Annotated in this window: 15 protein-coding genes and 2 riboswitches; of the genes, 3 read left to right on the top strand and 12 right to left on the bottom strand. The window is 42.2% G+C overall.

Features of this window, described 5'->3' with window-relative positions:
• Nucleotides 1–131: 131 nt before the first annotated feature.
• Nucleotides 132–365, bottom strand: coding sequence for a CsbA family protein (locus IQ19_RS05305; protein WP_144540675.1), 234 nt, complete (start codon nucleotides 363–365; stop codon nucleotides 132–134).
• A gap of 186 nt (nucleotides 366–551) precedes the next feature.
• On the opposite strand from IQ19_RS05305, the gene IQ19_RS05300 reads away from it, so the two are divergent.
• The gene (locus tag IQ19_RS05300) at nucleotides 552–827 is read left to right on the top strand and encodes an alpha/beta-type small acid-soluble spore protein (RefSeq protein WP_144540672.1); all 276 of its coding nucleotides are present in this window, start codon (nucleotides 552–554) and stop codon (nucleotides 825–827) included.
• 73 nt (nucleotides 828–900) lie between these two features.
• On the opposite strand, the gene IQ19_RS05295 is transcribed toward IQ19_RS05300, so the two are convergent.
• From IQ19_RS05295 to IQ19_RS05275, 5 genes are all read right to left on the bottom strand, one after another.
• Nucleotides 901–2,118, bottom strand: coding sequence for a M20 family metallopeptidase (locus IQ19_RS05295; protein WP_144540669.1), 1,218 nt, complete (start codon nucleotides 2,116–2,118; stop codon nucleotides 901–903).
• A gap of 45 nt (nucleotides 2,119–2,163) precedes the next feature.
• Complete coding sequence (locus tag IQ19_RS05290; RefSeq protein ID WP_144540666.1) at nucleotides 2,164–2,994, bottom strand: MetQ/NlpA family ABC transporter substrate-binding protein; 831 nt, start codon at nucleotides 2,992–2,994, stop codon at nucleotides 2,164–2,166.
• Between the two features lie 20 nt (nucleotides 2,995–3,014).
• On the bottom strand, nucleotides 3,015–3,665 hold the full coding sequence (locus IQ19_RS05285; RefSeq protein WP_144540663.1) for a methionine ABC transporter permease: 651 nt from the start codon (nucleotides 3,663–3,665) through the stop codon (nucleotides 3,015–3,017).
• Entirely contained in the window at nucleotides 3,655–4,686 is a 1,032-nt protein-coding gene (locus tag IQ19_RS05280; RefSeq protein WP_144540660.1) for a methionine ABC transporter ATP-binding protein, read from the bottom strand. Before IQ19_RS05280 ends, IQ19_RS05285 begins: the two co-directional genes overlap by 11 nt.
• A 118-nt stretch (nucleotides 4,687–4,804) precedes the next feature.
• Nucleotides 4,805–4,905: riboswitch (SAM riboswitch) on the bottom strand.
• A 112-nt stretch (nucleotides 4,906–5,017) separates the two neighbouring features.
• Nucleotides 5,018–5,116, bottom strand: a riboswitch (SAM riboswitch).
• Between the two features lie 64 nt (nucleotides 5,117–5,180).
• The gene (locus tag IQ19_RS05275; RefSeq protein WP_144540657.1) at nucleotides 5,181–6,092 is read right to left on the bottom strand and encodes a DMT family transporter; all 912 of its coding nucleotides are present in this window, start codon (nucleotides 6,090–6,092) and stop codon (nucleotides 5,181–5,183) included.
• Between the two features lie 133 nt (nucleotides 6,093–6,225).
• Here IQ19_RS05275 and pdxR point away from each other — a divergent pair, with 133 nt between their 5' ends.
• Together pdxR and IQ19_RS05265 are read left to right on the top strand one after the other, a co-directional pair.
• Nucleotides 6,226–7,650 (top strand): MocR-like pyridoxine biosynthesis transcription factor PdxR, encoded by a 1,425-nt coding sequence (gene pdxR, locus IQ19_RS05270; RefSeq protein ID WP_144540654.1) that lies wholly within the window; start codon nucleotides 6,226–6,228, stop codon nucleotides 7,648–7,650.
• 133 nt (nucleotides 7,651–7,783) lie between these two features.
• Nucleotides 7,784–9,199 (top strand): PAS domain-containing sensor histidine kinase, encoded by a 1,416-nt coding sequence (locus IQ19_RS05265; protein ID WP_144540651.1) that lies wholly within the window; start codon nucleotides 7,784–7,786, stop codon nucleotides 9,197–9,199.
• Between the two features lie 110 nt (nucleotides 9,200–9,309).
• On the opposite strand, the gene IQ19_RS05260 is transcribed toward IQ19_RS05265, so the two are convergent.
• From IQ19_RS05260 to IQ19_RS05235, 6 genes are all read right to left on the bottom strand, one after another.
• On the bottom strand, nucleotides 9,310–10,065 hold the full coding sequence (locus IQ19_RS05260; protein ID WP_144540648.1) for an NRDE family protein: 756 nt from the start codon (nucleotides 10,063–10,065) through the stop codon (nucleotides 9,310–9,312).
• Nucleotides 10,066–10,649: 584 nt separating this feature from the next.
• Nucleotides 10,650–11,750, bottom strand: a complete 1,101-nt coding sequence (locus tag IQ19_RS05255) for an AI-2E family transporter (protein ID WP_144540645.1) — start codon at nucleotides 11,748–11,750, stop codon at nucleotides 10,650–10,652.
• 171 nt (nucleotides 11,751–11,921) lie between these two features.
• Nucleotides 11,922–12,464 (bottom strand): general stress protein, encoded by a 543-nt coding sequence (locus tag IQ19_RS05250; RefSeq protein WP_144540642.1) that lies wholly within the window; start codon nucleotides 12,462–12,464, stop codon nucleotides 11,922–11,924.
• A gap of 490 nt (nucleotides 12,465–12,954) precedes the next feature.
• A complete protein-coding gene (locus IQ19_RS05245; protein WP_144540639.1) occupies nucleotides 12,955–13,578 on the bottom strand; it encodes a trimeric intracellular cation channel family protein in 624 nt (207 codons plus the stop codon).
• Nucleotides 13,579–13,695: 117 nt separating this feature from the next.
• On the bottom strand, nucleotides 13,696–14,883 hold the full coding sequence (locus IQ19_RS05240) for an amidohydrolase (RefSeq protein ID WP_144540636.1): 1,188 nt from the start codon (nucleotides 14,881–14,883) through the stop codon (nucleotides 13,696–13,698).
• A 69-nt stretch (nucleotides 14,884–14,952) separates the two neighbouring features.
• Complete coding sequence (locus tag IQ19_RS05235) at nucleotides 14,953–16,377, bottom strand: MFS transporter (RefSeq protein ID WP_144540633.1); 1,425 nt, start codon at nucleotides 16,375–16,377, stop codon at nucleotides 14,953–14,955.
• Nucleotides 16,378–16,611: the final 234 nt, after the last annotated feature.

Below are 16,611 nucleotides of genomic sequence, written 5' to 3'. Positions count from 1 at the left end.
TTTTATCAATCAATCGTTTGATTGAAGAATATGTCCAAAGTTATTACCTGATTATTTGAGTGTCTCTTTTCCCGCAGGTAATACGAGAAATGTCTCTTAAGAATGTCTTTTAAAAATCTATTCACTTATTTCTAAACACTTTTTCTAGAACTTGGCCTCATTTTTTGGGCGTACCAGAAGCCGGCGGTCAGTGAAAGCGCATCTGCCACAATAAGCCCTAGTGTATCTGTATATCCTTTATAAACGGAAGCTGCAATGAGTCCCACTGTCAACACAAGGCCAACCACACGATTGTAGCTCACTCTTGTAAAAAGCAATACAAGCAGACCGGGAAGCAACAGGGCTAACAGGTATTTTAATGCCAATTGATTACACCTTCTTTTCAGATTTGTTCACAAAACGTTCAAGGTCATTGTCTTAACAATAGAATAGCTTTTCAAAACGTTATGTACAAGTCTTTTCTTATTTAATATGCGTTTTCATCATAAGGGGTAAATCCGTCAAATCGGCACATAATAAGGAAAAAGAATATCGAGAAGGAGGAATGCAGAATGGCAAGAAGAAAGCGCCGGCCCCTTGTGCCGGAATCCAGGGCAGCACTGGACCAACTGAAAAATCAAGTAATGGCAAACCAGGGATACCAGGTTGACCGGGAAAATCCCGATGGTGTGAAATATGAAGTAGCTGAGGAAGTTGGCGTGCCTTTGCAGCATGGATATAATGGCCGTTTGACTTCCAAGCAGGCTGGAACTGTTGGCGGTAAAATTGGCGGTAACATGGTGAAGGAGCTTGTACGTATGGCACAGGAGCGGATGAAGGATAAATAAGACTTAATCCGTACAATACAAAAACTACTGAGTAAAAAAGCTATCCTGCTCCAATCAGGATAGCTTTTAACAATTACTTCTTTTTTTCTGCTGCTTTCCGCTCACGAAATTCTTCCTTTATGGAATCAAGCAGAGTGGAATTAGTCACTAGCTGCAAGGCAGTTAAAGCAAGGCCCTTTGCACCTTTTATTAAAGCTTCATCGCCTTTAGCGGAAGCTGCCGCTTCCCGGAAAGGAACCGTGTGGGCGACAAGATCATCGGCACCTACTTTAATATAAGGATGGATGGCCGGGACTACTTGGCTGATATTCCCAGCATCCGTTGAACCGATCCCATCTCTTCCCCCTGCCACGACAGTCTCACCCAGCTCTTCTATGACTTCTTTAAATACATGATCATAGCGCTTATTTAATAGAAGGTTATCGACTTCATTTTGAAAAGCGATAACATTCAGTTTGGCGCCGGTTGCCAGAGCAGCACCTTCAGCAACTGCTTTAACCTTTTTTGTTACCTCATTCAACCCGGTTCTAGTTGAAGCACGGATAAAAAATCTCGCTTTTGCATATTCAGGGATAATGTTTGGCGCATCTCCGCCATGTGTGATAATCCCATGAATCCGAACATCATCCTTCAACTGCTGGCGAAGAGCGTTAATTCCATTGAAAAGCTGAATAACAGCATCCAGGGCATTAATCCCTTCTTCCGGGGAAGCAGCCGCATGGGCTGGCTTGCCGATAAACTCAAAATCAAGCGGATCGACAGCAAGGGAAGAACTGGTCAGCCTCGTATGATTGGATGGGTGTACCATCAGAGCAGCATCAATGCCTTCGAGCAAACCATGCTTGACAAAGCTTCCCTTCGCACTTCCATTTGGTCCCCCTTCTTCAGCAGGTGTCCCCAGAACAACCGCTTCTCCCCCGGTTTCATCCATTACCTTACTTAAAGCAATGGCGGCTGCCACACTTGTGGTTCCAATTATATTATGACCGCATCCGTGCCCAAGGCCTGGAAGGGCATCGTACTCTGCAAGGAAAGCGATGGACGGGCCTGGCTTGCCTGATTTTTTCCGAGCAAGAAATGCTGTTTCATGTCCAGCCACTCCACGCTCAACTTCAAAACCTTCTTTTTCAAGGATGCCGGAAAGCAATCCTGAGGCAAAAAACTCCTCATTCCCTATTTCGGGATTTTCATGAATTTGGTGGCTTGCTGAAAGATATCGTTCTTTATTAGACTCTACATTTCTTTTGATTGCTTCCTTTAGTTCAGATAATGCTTTTACAGGTGCCGTCATCGTAATTCCTCCTTCAGATTTTTTTTAAAGAAAGCTGATCAGAACTTACCAGCCGATGTCACTTAAAGGAATAAAGGTAGGAATCATGCTTCCTTTGTATTCTTCATTAATAAACTCAGCTACATCATCTTCCTGGTAAAGTTCTGCAATTTTTTTAAGGGTTTCGTTATCTTTGTCTTCTGTTCTTACGGCAATAATGTTTACATAAGGTGTAGCCGTTTCATTTTCATGGTAAATGGAATCCTCTGTTGGATTGAAGCCTGCATCAACTGCAATTCCGTTATTGATAATGGAAGCCGCTACATCCGGAAGCGCACGCGGTGTTTGTGCTGCTACCATTTCTACGATTTCGATGTTCTTTGGATTTTCAACGATTTTATCAAGATCAAGGTTTCCGTCATAGTCTTCTGAAAGCTTGATAAGTCCTGCTTCCTCCAACAAAAGAAGAGCTCTTCCGCCGTTTGAAGCGTCATTTGGAATGGCGATTTTGCCGCCTTCAGGAATTTCCTCTGGTGATTTAACTTTTTCTGAATAAAGGCCCATTGGCGCTAATACAGTTGTCGCGATTGGTGAAAGGTCCATATTGTGTTCTTCGATGAATGTGTCAAAATAAGCGACTGTCTGAAATGCATTTGCTTCAAGATCTCCTTCTGCAAGGGCTACGTTTGGCTGAACATAGTCAGAGAACGTAACTACTTCTATTTCAATGCCTTCTTTTTCAGCCTTTTCTGATATAAAATCCCAGATGCGTGTATCGGATCCGCTGACACCAAGCTTAATTTTCTTTGTTTCTTCCTCTCCGCCAGATGCGCTTGAGCATGCAGCAGTGAATACCGCCAATGTTAGAATAATGAATGATAATAATAATTTTTTCATGATGAATGTTTCCTCCTAGGTTATCTTCTTCTGATTTTTTTGGATAAAATATTTCCGAATGACTGCAAGCCTTGAACCATTACAACTAAAATGGCTACTGTAATTAACATGACTGTTGTATCAAAACGCTGATAGCCATAAGTAATGGCAAGGTCGCCAAGACCCCCGCCTCCGACTGCTCCAGCCATTGCGGACGCCCCGACAAGTCCGATTGTCGCGATTGTAAAACCTAATACAAGCGAGCTAAGTGCTTCCGGGATCAGAAATTTAAAAATAATTTGCCCGGGTGTAGCTCCCATTGCTTCTGCCGCTTCAATGACTCCTGGATCTACTTCCAGCAATGAATTTTCTATTAATCTTGCAATATAGGGCCCTGCATAAAAGACAAGGGGAACGACCGCAGCTGCTGTTCCAATGGATGTTCCCACAATCAGCCTCGTGATTGGAATGATCGCTACCATCAAAATAATGAATGGAACGGATCGGAAAATATTAATAATGCTGTTTATTACATTAAAAACTGCGAGATTCTCCAGCAAATGCCCTTTTCTTGTGACGACAAGCAAGATCCCAAGCGGCAGTCCGATAACAGCAGAGAATAGCAGCGAGAAGGCTACCATTTGAATGGTTTCGATTAATGCCTCAATAATTTTCTCCTGATTAACTAGCACGTGATGTCACTTCCTTTATTGAAACTTTTTCCCGGCTGATATACTGAATCGCACGGCTGATTTCACTGTCTGTACCCTGGAACTCAACAATCAGATTTCCAAACGGCGTTCCCTGCAGTTCGGTAATATTTCCAAAAAGAACGTTGAAATCAATATCGAACTTTTTCGCAACCTGCGAGAGAAGCGGCTGCCCTGCAGATCGGCCGACGAAGTTGATCTTGAATATCTTTTGAAGACCTTTCTGATTCTCAATAACCTCATTGATAGATTCTGGTATTTGATCATTCATAACCGTGCTGACGAAGTTTTTAGCCGTCTGTGTTTTTGGTGATGAAAAGACATCAAACACCGTTCCTTCTTCAATGATTTTCCCAGCCTCTATGACAGCGACCCGGTCGCAAATTTCTCTGATGACGCCCATTTCATGAGTAATAATGAGAATCGTGATGTTGTATTCTTTGTTAATCTTCTTAAGAAGCTGCAAAATGGAGCTGGTTGTCTGCGGATCAAGTGCAGATGTGGCTTCATCACATAACAGGATGGAAGGCTGTGTAGCCAGCGCTCTTGCAATTCCGATCCGTTGCTTCTGCCCGCCTGATAGCTGATCCGGATAGTTATTGGCTTTGTCCGCCAGGCCCACGAAATCCAATAGTTCATGTACCCGCTTCTTAATTTCCTCCTTAGGAACCTTTGCCAATAGTAGCGGCATCGCGACATTGGCAAATACCGTTTTGGAATTTAAGAGATTAAAATGCTGGAAAACCATTCCGATATTTCTTTTCACTTCACGGATTTCCTTCACCGATAAAGCAGTCAGATCATGTCCGCCTACAATGACCTTTCCTGATGTCGGCTTTTCCAGCCAATTCACACAGCGGATCAAAGAACTTTTGCCTGCACCGCTAAAACCGATTACGCCAAAAATCTCTCCCTTATTAATCTTTAAATCTATCCCATTCAAAGCGGCAACTTGCTGTCCTCCGCTCTCATAAACCTTTTTCAAGTTCTGAAACTCAATCATCTTGCCTCTCTCCTTTTCCGGTACCTGGTACTCTCTTTATCTATTATTCCAATGCGAAAACTAAGAATTATATCCTAAAAATTCCCTCTTCTCTTCAGAAGAGGTTTTTTTGTTCCTCTCCTTATCTTTCAAGCTTCGCTTGCTGGAGTTGGCACAGTGCATACTTGCCTGCTGCCGAAGCTTCATAGGGCGAGGTCCCTCAGCTTCTCTTGATAAGAATTATTCATATGTATATGAATACTATCTCAAACTTTTAAAATAATTATTACTCCGGATAAAATAAAAACCCTCTTCTTAAGAAAGAAGAGGGCAGCATTTATCAATGGTCCTCTTCTTATCTTTCAAGCCGCGCTTGCTGGATTTGGCACGGTACACAATGTCCGCTGCCGAGGTGTCATAGGGCCAGTCCCTCAACCTCTCTTGATAAGAAGAATTTTTATATTCGGTTATTAATATGTTATTACTTTAGCATGATGAAGAAAGGGTGTCAATCGTTATTTTGAAACTTTATTTCTTTCTAATTCTCGATCAATTATCTTCACTTTTTCCTTTTTGTGGATGACAAGCACTCCGATAAGTGCGATTACACCGCCAGCAATTGACAGGAATGCAGGGGTCTCTCCAAGCCATATCCATGCGATAACAAACGCTAGAGCTGGTGTGAGATACAAAGAGCTTGTTGCTTCGGAAGCCCCTCCCTTTGAAGCGAGAAATGCCAGCGCAATATAAGGAATGACCGTTGGAAAAAGTCCAAGATAGACGACACTGAGAGTAGATTCAGTTGAAGCCTTTAGGATTTCCCCTCCCAGTCCTGGAAGATAAATCATCATAAAGATTGTTCCTGCCCAAATTGTGAATGTTGTGAATTCAAGGAATCCGTATTTGTTAAAATACTTGGTCTGAAAAACGAAATAGACACTTTCCGAAACGGAAGCGAGCAAGACGAACAAAATTCCCGTTTGGATTTCGAAACGATCTCCCGTTCCAATCGAAATGATGGCTACCCCGGCAAAGCTTATGGCGGAACCCAACCATCTAACCCCGCCAAAACGTTCGCCTAAAAAAAGCGCAGCCAAGGCAGCTGAAAAGATCGGAGTCAGCGATACGATTAAACTTGCCGGTCCGGCGCTGACTGTTTGTTCCCCAATATTAAGAGCTGTATGATAAACAGTAAAACCAAGAAATCCGAGTATAAAAATAGCAGGAAGATCTCTAACATCAGGAAGGCGCATTCTTGTTACCAATGCAAAGACTGCCAAAGCAGCAGAGCCAATCAAGAGCCTTAACAGGGCAAGATGCTCCGGCGAGTATGATTGCAGCCCCGCCCGGATCGCCGGGAATGCAGAAGCCCAGAGCAATAAAATGGAAATGTGGGCTCCGATAATTATTAGCTTTCTAGCATTCACTTCCATCCCCCCTCCGCCAAATTTACCAGCCATTGTTTGTGTTGCTTTTCATGATAGTCAATAACTGCTACAATGTCCTCAACCAATGAGAAATGAATTTTACCAGCCAATTTCAATAAAGGCGGTTATAAAGATGAATTCAGAACGAGTGCCAAAGTATCAGCAAATTGTCGAGAGTATTAAAGAAAAGATCTCCAACGGCGAGTGGCCAATCGGAAGCAAAATTCCGAGCCAGCGGAAACTTGCAGAAGAGTTTGGAGTAAATAGAAGTACAATTATTACAGCGATTGAAGAGCTTGCTGCAGACGGATTAATAGAAGGAAAAACAGGCGTTGGCACAAGAGTCATCAATAATACGTGGACCTTGCTCGCCGCCAGACAGCCGACCAATTGGAATGAATATGTTCACACAGGCGTTCATAAACCAAGTGAGCAAATCGTCCAGGAGATTAACGAAACTGAATCTGACCCCACTTTTATCCAGCTGAGCAAAGGGGAGCTGTCACCGGAGATATTTCCGATCGAAACCATGAAAGACGTGCTTAAGGAAGCAGCAGAGGAATTGGGTGTGCTCGGCTATGAGGAACCAAAGGGATATCGGCCCTTGCGGCAGGCGGTCAGCGATTATTTAGCAGCGGCGGGAATCAATCTCTCCCCTTCCTCCATTCTCATTGTTTCAGGATGCTTGCAGGCCCTGCAGCTTGTCTCATTAGGCCTTTTGCAAAGAGGGTCACCTGTTTTTCTCGAAAAGCCTTCCTACTTATACTCTCTTCAGCTTTTCCGTTCAGCCGGCATGGACTTAAAAGGGCTGCCAATGGATGGGGAAGGCGTTTTGCCGGAGAGTATTTCTCTTAAGAAATACGAGAAAGGGAAATCAATTTTGTATACGATTCCCTGCTATCATAATCCTACCGGGATTTTAATGTCTGAGAAAAGGCGGCAGGAACTGCTCCATGCCTGCGGGAGAGAACAGCTTCCAATCGTTGAAGATGATATTTATCGCGAACTGTGGCTTGATAATCCTCCTCCTCCCCCTCTAAAAGCGATGGACAAAAACGGGCAGGTGCTATATATGGGGAGCTTATCGAAAACCTTAAGCCCTGGATTGCGGATCGGCTGGGTAGCAGCTCCTGAACCGGTCATTGATCGATTAGCCGATCTTAAAATGCAAACCGACTACGGCTCGAGCTCGCTTTCGCAAAGGGTTGCCGCCAAATGGCTGTCGAGCGGTCTTTATCAGAAGCATATGGAAACAGTCCGAGAGCAGCTGAGAAACCGGCGCAGGGCAGCCCTGGAATCAATGGACACTCACTTATCCGGTCTGGCGGAATGGAACTGTCCTGAAGGCGGGTTTTTCATCTGGCTTAAGGTTCCGTCGGATATTCCGATCCGAACACTGTACGGGCAGGCTTTTTCAAAAAAAGTACTGATGAATCCTGGAAGTATATACAGTGACGGCCCTAACCGCTACATACGGATTTCTTATGCGTATGCTCCTTTGGAGGCACTGAAAGAAGGTATTCGTATCCTAGGAGCGCAAATTAGAAGTTTTCTATGAAAAAGGTACCTAATCCGGTATCTTTTTTTATTTTGACAAGACTATTAAGGTGAAATTTATCCTATATGTCAAACAGAATAAGTCATGTATAATAATGGAAAAGTGCCATTTTTCAAAAAGGAGGGATGAAAAAATGATCATGACAGAAAACCACGCAGATCTGTTCGCAGATAAGGTAGAAGCGAGGAATTTGCAGCTGGCCATTCAGCACTCAAGCGATATAATTGCGCGAGTTACAAAAGAGGGAATTGCTTTATATGTCTCTCCTTCCTGTTTCCGGATGCTTGGCTATACCCAGCAGGAGTTTTATAAAAGCAGCCTTTATACATATTGCCACCCAAATGACCGGGATGTTTTGCGAGAGGCTTTTGCAGAGCTTGATTTGCTTACCCATAAACGGGTAACCTTTCGCTTCAGGCATCATGAGGGTCATTATTTATGGCTGGAAGCGAATTTTTCCGTTATTAATGAAGATAAGGAAATGATAGGCATTATCAGAGATATGACCCAAAGAATTATCATGGAAGAGGAGATTCTTGAAACACAGGAAAAGTACCGTTTTCTTGTTGAGTATTCTAAAGATACGATCGGAATGGTGACGCAAAAAGGCATTTGGACTTATATCAATAATGAAGGCAAGAAGCTCTTTGGATTCACCAGCAGCAAAGAAATGATCGGCACATCCCTCCACGACTATACTCCCTCTTCCGAACATTCCACCCTGGATGACTTTTTACAAACAAAACAAAGTGTGAATTTCGAGCTGAACTTGATCCGGACAGATAGCCAAACGAGGAAAGCCGAAGTCCAGCTGATTCCGACCACTTTTAAAAATAGAAAGGTTTATCAGATTATTATTAAGGACGTGACAGGCCAGAAGAAGACCGAAGAAAAACTGCAAAATGCGGAAAAGCTTTCGGTTGTAGGCCAGCTGGCAGCCGGAATCGCCCATGAAATACGCAATCCGCTGACAGCGATAAAAGGCTTTACACAGCTTTTAAATGAAGAAAGGCAGGGCGATTTTGCAGATGTCATCCTTACTGAACTGGAACGAATTGAAGATATCGTAAACGATTTGCTCGTACTCGCCAAACCGCAAATTACCGAAATGGAAGAAACCAACCTGGTTACGGTCGTTAAAAGTGTCATTACTCTTCTAAATAGCCAGGCGGTTATGGGAAATATTATGATAGAATTCACTCAAACACAGTCCAGTTTCAATGTGAAATGCGAGAAGGATAAAATCAAGCAGGTATTAATTAATATTATTAAGAACTCCATTGAAGCGATGCCTATGGGCGGAAAAATAAACGTTGATATCCGGCAGGACAATAATTTTGTCATCATCAGCGTTGAAGATGAAGGGATTGGCATCCCTGAAGAGCGCCTTGCCAAATTGGGAGAACCCTTTTACAGCACGAAGGAAAAAGGGACAGGCCTGGGCATTATGATTTGTAAAAAGATTATTAAAAATCATGGCGGAAACCTTTATATTCACAGCAAGGAAAATGAAGGGACGACCGTGAGGATTACGCTGCCGCTTGTATAATCGTCACGGCAAATAGAAACCAGTGCCGAGCTGGCTTTCTTGAAGGACAATATCCGCTCAATCAGCTGAAGAAAAGTCCTTCATATGCGGCTTGAAGGACAAAGTCCAGTTTAGTATCTGATCATAAATTCCTGCTCTTCCTGGCTGCCGCCAACATGCACCCGTTCTTTGTAAAAAATTTCATTCTCTGACATCAGCATAACCGTTGTGCTTCTTGTTCCATAGCCTTCACTTTTAATAAACATGGGTGACAGAATTCGTTCCCACTCCAGGGAAACGCCTGTTTTCGGTAGGAGTTCGTCAGGTGCGGGATCGGCATTTTGCAAAAGGGAGAAAAGCTGATCGGTTAAGCTCTCATCAGAGGACTCTGCTAATTCAGCAAGACCCTCCTTCCCTCTTTTCACCTTCGGCCACTCAGTGTTCAGCACATGATTGCTGACTCCGTATATCCCCGGCCCCAGCTTCTCCATTTTGTCTTCAACATTTGAGTAATAGTAAAGCTCATCCGCGTTCCCGGCAAGCAGATTATAGCCGGGATACCGCTGGCGGTTAGCAGCTGCTTTCTTCATAAATTCTTCAGGCTGGCCATTGCCTTTTAAAAAGCCAGCTACAAGCTCTCCTCTTGACCGCTTCCCTTCTGTTATTTCTTTTGGATCACGATAATTAGTCAAGGCAGCGAACCTTCCACCCTTCGTCACACCCATCCAGGTGCCCATTTTGCTTAAATCCCGTCCTGCCAGGATATTCGGATGATCTTCCCAGAAATGTGCCGGTGCGGTTGGACGCTCGTAAAACTCATCCCGATTGGCTGCAACCACCAGCTTGTACTTTGGATGCATTTGGTAGGCAAATAGAATTAAACACATGAACTGATCACTGCTTTCGTTTGTTTTATTGCTTTTATTGTACCTTTTGGGAAGGGAAGAGTAAAAAGGCGGAATTGGATAGGAACAACCTCTTATAAAAGCTAGGAGAATTGTGTTAGATGTTAGGTAAATTTAGCAATATGCTAGATAAAATTGAAAACATGTTAGATAAACTCTGGTTTATGCTAGGTAAATTCAGAAAGATGTTAGATAAATCGTTAATTATTCCAACTAAATGATCAAAAAGATTCTCCCTGAATAAACATACTCCCCCGCATGAAAAATAGAGGGTGTCCCAAAATTTGCACCCTGTTGATTGGAGCGGAAGGGGCGAGATCCTTGAAAATGCATCCGCATTTCCTTCGTGCGGTGTTGATTCAAGGATGCTTATTCAAAGTCCTGCGGGAGAAGCGAGTCAGCGGGAGACCCCGCAGGTGCGAATGCACCGAGGAGGCTCCCGGACCGCCCGCGTTCGCTGAGTCCCTGGAGCGGAAATCAACAGGCCAAATTTTAAAGAGCTATTGCCTTACCAAAAGAGGGTGTCCAAAAGCAATACTTTTGGGACACCCTCTTCCAAATTTTATTTAAGTAACTGCCTCTTCCTTCGCTGTCTTCCTCGCCTTTAAGAATCGGACGGTATTTAAAACAATCGTTTTTGTAACAGCGTAGGTTGGGATCGCTAAGATCATGCCGAGAATTCCAGCTAAATTGCCCGCTACCAGCAACAGGATAATGATGGTGGCTGGATGTGTGTTCAAGGTTTTTCCCAGAATAAGCGGGGAAAGTACATTTCCTTCAATCTGCTGTGCAATGACGATGACCACCACAACGAGCAATGCCTTCGTCGGCGATTCGAAAAGCGCAACGATAACCGCAGGTGCTCCGCCGAGAAACGGCCCGACATAAGGGATGATATTGGTGATCGCCACAATAAGCGCCATAACGAGCGCGTACGGCAGGTCAATGATTAAGTAACCGATGAAAGACAATGTCCCAACAAACAAAGCGACTGTAATCTGGCCTTGGATGTAGGAAGAAAGCGTCTCAGCCGTTTCTTTTAAAGTCTTAACACCCTCTGCCCTGTAAGAGGTTGGGATAAACTTTGAAACGGCTGCAGGAAATTTATCACCGTCTTTAAACATGTAAAACAGCAGGAATGGCACTGTCACAATGGTGATCGCAATATTTGTAACCAAGCTGACGATCCCAGCGACCCCTTCCGTTACACGGCTTGGCAGCGTATTGGCGTATTCCATGATCCGTGCTTCGATTTCTTCAATTGATATGTAATCCTGTGCCATAAACCATCTGAACTGCTCAGTATTTGCCATCGAGTTAATAAACTCTCTGGTTGTACGGGCATATCCAGGCAGATCATTGAATAATTCTGTCACCTGCCTGCTGATAAGCGGAGCCAGGTTTCCAATGACCAGAACCACAAGCCCAATGACAGCTGCATATATGATTAAAATGGCAGCCGTCCTTGGAACCTTGTACCGCTGCAGCAATTTTACAAGCGGATTTAATAAAAAATACAAAAATCCTGAAATAATGATCGGAAAAAACAATGTTGATACAAAAATACCGACCGGTTCAAACAGGAAGGAAATTTTTGTTGATACATAGATGATCGTTAAAATGATCAGTAATTGCAAAGTCCAGTACTGCAGTTTTTTCTTGGCCACAATGTCACCTTTTTTCCTTGTATTGGTTAAATAAAGAATACCATATTCAAGTTGAATTCTACTATTGCGAGGTTAGTTTCTATATGTCCTATACGTACAGCTTTTCTAAAAGGTTTCAGAAATAGACTAAAAAAGGCATCCCTATTGGAAGGAATGCCCTTACTCGCTTTTTTATCGAGCAGTATACATATGTGTGTTTAAGGAACGGTTATCCGTAAAGGTCGTCTGCACTCTTTCGCGCTGTTCTTCGTCAACCTCGACCAGTAAGAGGATATGGCCTTCTTTCACAAATTTTTCATACTCTTTCGCGTCATTTTCCGGTATGCCCGCTCCAGTCAGTGCACCGACAATGCCGCCGCCCGTTGCTCCGATAGCAGCTCCGCTTAATGTTGTCGCAAGCGGGCCAGCTGCAGCAAGAACACCAATTCCAGGGATACTGAGTAATCCAATCTCTGCAATCAGGCCGGCAATTCCGCCTAAAACCCCGCCTGTGCCAGCTCCTATACCGGCGCCTTTTCCAGCGTTTGCTCCACGATTTGACCCTTCGTCCATCACATCAACATCTGTGCGGTCCTCAATTTCTTCCAATTCATCGTCATTTTTAGCTAATACCGAAATATCATGAGGGTTAAACCCGCTCTCTTTTAATCTCTCAATCGCACGTACTGCTTCTTCAGAATCTCTAAATACTCCGCCTACAATTGTTTTTTTCATTGTTAATTCCTCCTTTGCTTAGTTCAATAGGAGTACGATTTTTTGCTACATATAATCCATACCCGTCAGATATTGAGGTAAACATCCGGGGTCGGGTACAGAAAAGGGAGCTGCAACAGCAGCCCCTTATATAGCTTTTAAAATCAAATCTTAATTTTCATAAACTTCCGGAATAAGAAGTAGTTAAAAACAAATTTTTTTCATTATTTATTTTCATTATTTAACGGAATAATATCTTTTTTAATTAAATCGACTATAATTATTCCAGAATTAAGCGGAAAAGTGTTCAGCCGATCTTCAATAAGCGCACCCGATTGTTGAAGATGCAAAATAAAGACAAAGATCTGTATTCTGGATAGACTTTATTTCCATTATTCTTTATAGCCCTGTATCCATATATCTTTTTTATTATTTCTTTTGTATAGATAAAGCAAGGGCAAAAAATATCTCATAACATACTCATATGCTGCATTGCAAATCTAGGATTTTTTTATCTATCCAAACTTCTTTTATTATCATTTTGAATGTTGTGTGGTAAATTCCATTTAAAGTAGACTGATAATAACCTAAAGAAAACGATTACGATTAAGAGTAAAATTGTGGAATAGGGACCACGTATCAAATCTAAACCAATGGTAAAACCTGCAAATGCTGCCCATAAGGCATAAATTTCTGAACGAAAAATCATTGGTTTTCGACCTGCAAATACATCTCGTATCATCCCGCCACCTGCTCCTGTCATGGTAGCTGCTATGATTACGGCAATAAATGGAGCATCAATCGAAACTGCATAGTTTGCACCTTGAATAGCGAATGCCGCCAAACCAAAAGCATCGAAAAATACCACCCACTTTTTTAAATGGTCAATCCATTTATTCGGCAAGATAAAAACAATGGTCATAGCAAAAAAAGCAATTTCAAATAAATAATCTTGCTTCCAAATATTTTCAATAGGTATTCCAATTAATAGGTTACGAACAAGACCTCCTCCGAATGCTGTCGTAAACCCTAAAACGTAAATTCCTACTATATCATAATCCTCTTCCCTTGCGATAAGGGCACCACTTATAGCGAAAGCAAGGGTGCCAATGATGTTAAGAACTTCCCATGTCAAAGCGCCCCCACCTTTCTCTAATGGTCCCATTTATTGTCATAAGTCAAAAATTCAACCGTAATAACCGAAGCAAGTGGGCATCTATACCATACCTTACAGACAATTCTATTCTTTTTCCTAATCTAACTCATAATAACCGCACACAACATATCCCACTGCCTTTGCTGCCACAAGAAGGGCATCTTCATCGATATCAAATTTAGGATTATGATTAAAATAAGGTTTTTCTACTCCTTTAGGTGTACACGCAATGTAAAAGAAGCAGGAAGGGAATTTTTCAGCATAATAAGCAAAGTCTTCAGATGGCGGCATTGCTGGAAATTCCTTTACTTCTTTAATATCTTTATCATTTGCATTCTTGAGAAACTCAGCAACCTTTGCTGTTACTGCAGGATCATTATATAAAGGTGGATAATCATTCGTATAGGTTAGATCACATGTTACACCAAATTCTTCTTCAAGTCCTTTTACAAGACGTTTAACTTCTTTTTCAATGGTTGCTTTTGTTTCAACAGTCATATAACGGATATCACCTTCAAGCTCTACACTGTCTTTAATGACATTGAATGTTCCTTTTCCATCAAAAGAACCAATCGTAATCACACCAATATCAAAAGGACTTAATCGGCGGCTAATAATCGATTGAACGGCTGTAACAAAATGAGCACCAGCCACAATGGCATCATTCGCTAGATGTGGTGAGGAGCCATGCCCGCCTCTACCATGAATTTTTAATTTCATATAAGCCCTGCCGTTAAAGGAAAATCCAGCGTGATATCCAACAACTCCTGCTGGGGCCATTGGCAACAGGTGGATGCCAAATATATTATCTAAATCGTCAAGTATGCCGGAGTCTACAATACTTTTTGCCCCGCCTGGCGGAACTTCTTCCGCATGCTGATGAATAATTTTGATTGTACCAGGAATTTCATCTTTTAATTGAATGAGGCAATCCGCTAAGACTAACAAGTAGGCTGTATGGCCATCATGACCACACGCATGCATAACACCTTCATTTTTTGATTTAAAGGATACATCCGTTTCTTCAACGATGGGAAGCGCATCAAAATCAGCACGAATACCAATGTTTTTTCCAGGCTTTCCACCTTTAATGGTCACGATAATTCCGTATCCATTGCCTACATTCGATTGAACTTCTACGTCCTTTCCTTTATAAAAATCGATAATATATTGAGCTGTCTTTTCTTCTTTAAAAGAAAGCTCAGGATTTTTGTGCAGATGCCTGCGAATATCAATCATTTCATCTTTACGGGATTCTAGCATTTCCATTAATTTACTTCTCATAATCTCTTCACCCTTCATTATTTTTCGAAAACGCCACTTAATGTGGCGTTTTACACTTCCAACTGCTAATTATTCTGCAATAGGGTGCCGGTTGCTGCCAGCCGGTTTAGAAGCATTAGATGTTTTACCGGCATCTCCTGGCACCATAAAGATGATAGATAATATGGAAAGTATACCGAATATAACGTTTACGATAATACCTATTGAAGCCGCTGTTTCAAGATTTCCATTCGCTGCGATTGCACCGTAAACAGCTGCAGAAATCGCGACGCCGAATGCACTGCCAAGTGAGCTTGCCATTTTATAAACTCCAGCTGCTTCACCGACTTTATCAGCAGGAGCATTAGATACAGATGTATCTGTCGATGGAGTAGCATATATTCCAAGTCCAAGACCAAATAGGGCAAATCCAATGAAGACGATGATCGTATAAGTAAGGTCAGGTAAGAAGGTTAAGCCCATCATCGCCACACCTACTGTCGTAATTAGGGCACCCCAAATCATTGGTGATTTGGCGCCTACTTTTTGTAATATTTTCTCTCCGACACGAATCATCGCAAGCACTGCTACTAAATAACCAAGTGATAGCATACCTGATTGGAATGAATTAAATCCACGACCTACCTGTACATACGTATTGGCTACAACTAGTGTACCAGCAATCGCATTCAGCAAGAAATTGGAAATAGTCGCACCAGTATAAGGCTTATTTTTAAATACAGCAAAGTCAATCAGTACAATATCTTTACTTTTTTCAACTTTAATGAAAACAATCATCCCTATGATCGTGACAGCCAATAAGCCGATTGTAAGCGGGCTTGTCCATCCTAAATCTGAACCGTAATTAATAAATACATTCAAAGCAATCATTGTGATGATAAAAATAACTAAGCCGCTGTAATCGAATTTAAAAGCACCTGTTGATTTTTGTTTACTTTCTGGTGTTTCTTTCAGCAGAAACATACCAATTATTGCAAAGATGATAGAAAAGATAAAAATCCATCTCCACCCCATAGTTGTCGCGATTGCACCGCCGGCAAAAGAGGCAATCCCCGAACCGCCCCATGAACCGATGGACCAGTAACTTAGTGCACGCTGGCGATCTTTCCCTTCGAAATAAGCTTTCATTAATGCAATGGTTGAGGGCATAATACATGCAGCTGAAAGCCCTTGAATGATACGTCCAATAATTAATAATGCTGACCCTTGAGCTAGAACTAGGCAAAGTGAACCAACAATACTTAAAATAAAGCCGATGTATGCAATCTTTTTTCTCCCAATTTTATCGGCAAGTCCACCAGCAGCAACGATAAACATTCCTGAGAACAAAGCCGTTAAACTAATGGCAATGTTCACCGTTCCAAGTGAAATGCCCAAATCTTCTTGAACAGCTGGAACCACATTGACCATTGCTTGTGCAAATAGCCAGAATGTAATAACACCAAACACAATTCCTGTGATCATTTTATCTGTACCTTTATAACTTGTTTCCATGACTAAAACCTCCTGATCATTCAATAAAACCAACTGGAATATTCTTCAATATTATTGTGTTCTTCTTGTTAAATAATTTATGGCTAATACAAAAAGAATAAAATTGCAGGGTTTAACAGGTGAAACCATGAGATGGGGATCTTACTGACTGCTATTGCTGGATAAACTTCCATATCGTCTTTTTTCATTTGCCTTCCTCCTGAAGCTGCATATGGCCATCTAACTGTTTTCCAC

This window comes from Cytobacillus oceanisediminis, from assembly GCF_007830235.1.
GTDB lineage: Bacteria > Bacillota > Bacilli > Bacillales > Cytobacillaceae > Cytobacillus > Cytobacillus oceanisediminis.
This window is presented reverse-complemented; position numbering and strand designations above follow the sequence as displayed.

Excerpts from the sequence above, each read along its gene's own strand:
- IQ19_RS05295 (WP_144540669.1), bottom strand. The coding sequence starts at position 2,118 with ATGACGGCACCTGTAAAAGCATTATCTGAACTAAAGGAAGCAATCAAA.
- IQ19_RS05280 (WP_144540660.1), bottom strand. The coding sequence starts at position 4,686 with ATGATTGAGTTTCAGAACTTGAAAAAGGTTTATGAGAGCGGAGGACAG.
- IQ19_RS05240 (WP_144540636.1), bottom strand. The coding sequence starts at position 14,883 with ATGAGAAGTAAATTAATGGAAATGCTAGAATCCCGTAAAGATGAAATG.
- IQ19_RS05290 (WP_144540666.1), bottom strand. The coding sequence starts at position 2,994 with ATGAAAAAATTATTATTATCATTCATTATTCTAACATTGGCGGTATTC.
- IQ19_RS05250 (WP_144540642.1), bottom strand. The coding sequence starts at position 12,464 with ATGAAAAAAACAATTGTAGGCGGAGTATTTAGAGATTCTGAAGAAGCA.
- IQ19_RS05265 (WP_144540651.1), top strand. The coding sequence starts at position 7,784 with ATGATCATGACAGAAAACCACGCAGATCTGTTCGCAGATAAGGTAGAA.
- IQ19_RS05260 (WP_144540648.1), bottom strand. The coding sequence starts at position 10,065 with ATGTGTTTAATTCTATTTGCCTACCAAATGCATCCAAAGTACAAGCTG.
- pdxR (WP_144540654.1), top strand. The coding sequence starts at position 6,226 with ATGAATTCAGAACGAGTGCCAAAGTATCAGCAAATTGTCGAGAGTATT.
- IQ19_RS05300 (WP_144540672.1), top strand. The coding sequence starts at position 552 with ATGGCAAGAAGAAAGCGCCGGCCCCTTGTGCCGGAATCCAGGGCAGCA.
- IQ19_RS05235 (WP_144540633.1), bottom strand. The coding sequence starts at position 16,377 with ATGGAAACAAGTTATAAAGGTACAGATAAAATGATCACAGGAATTGTG.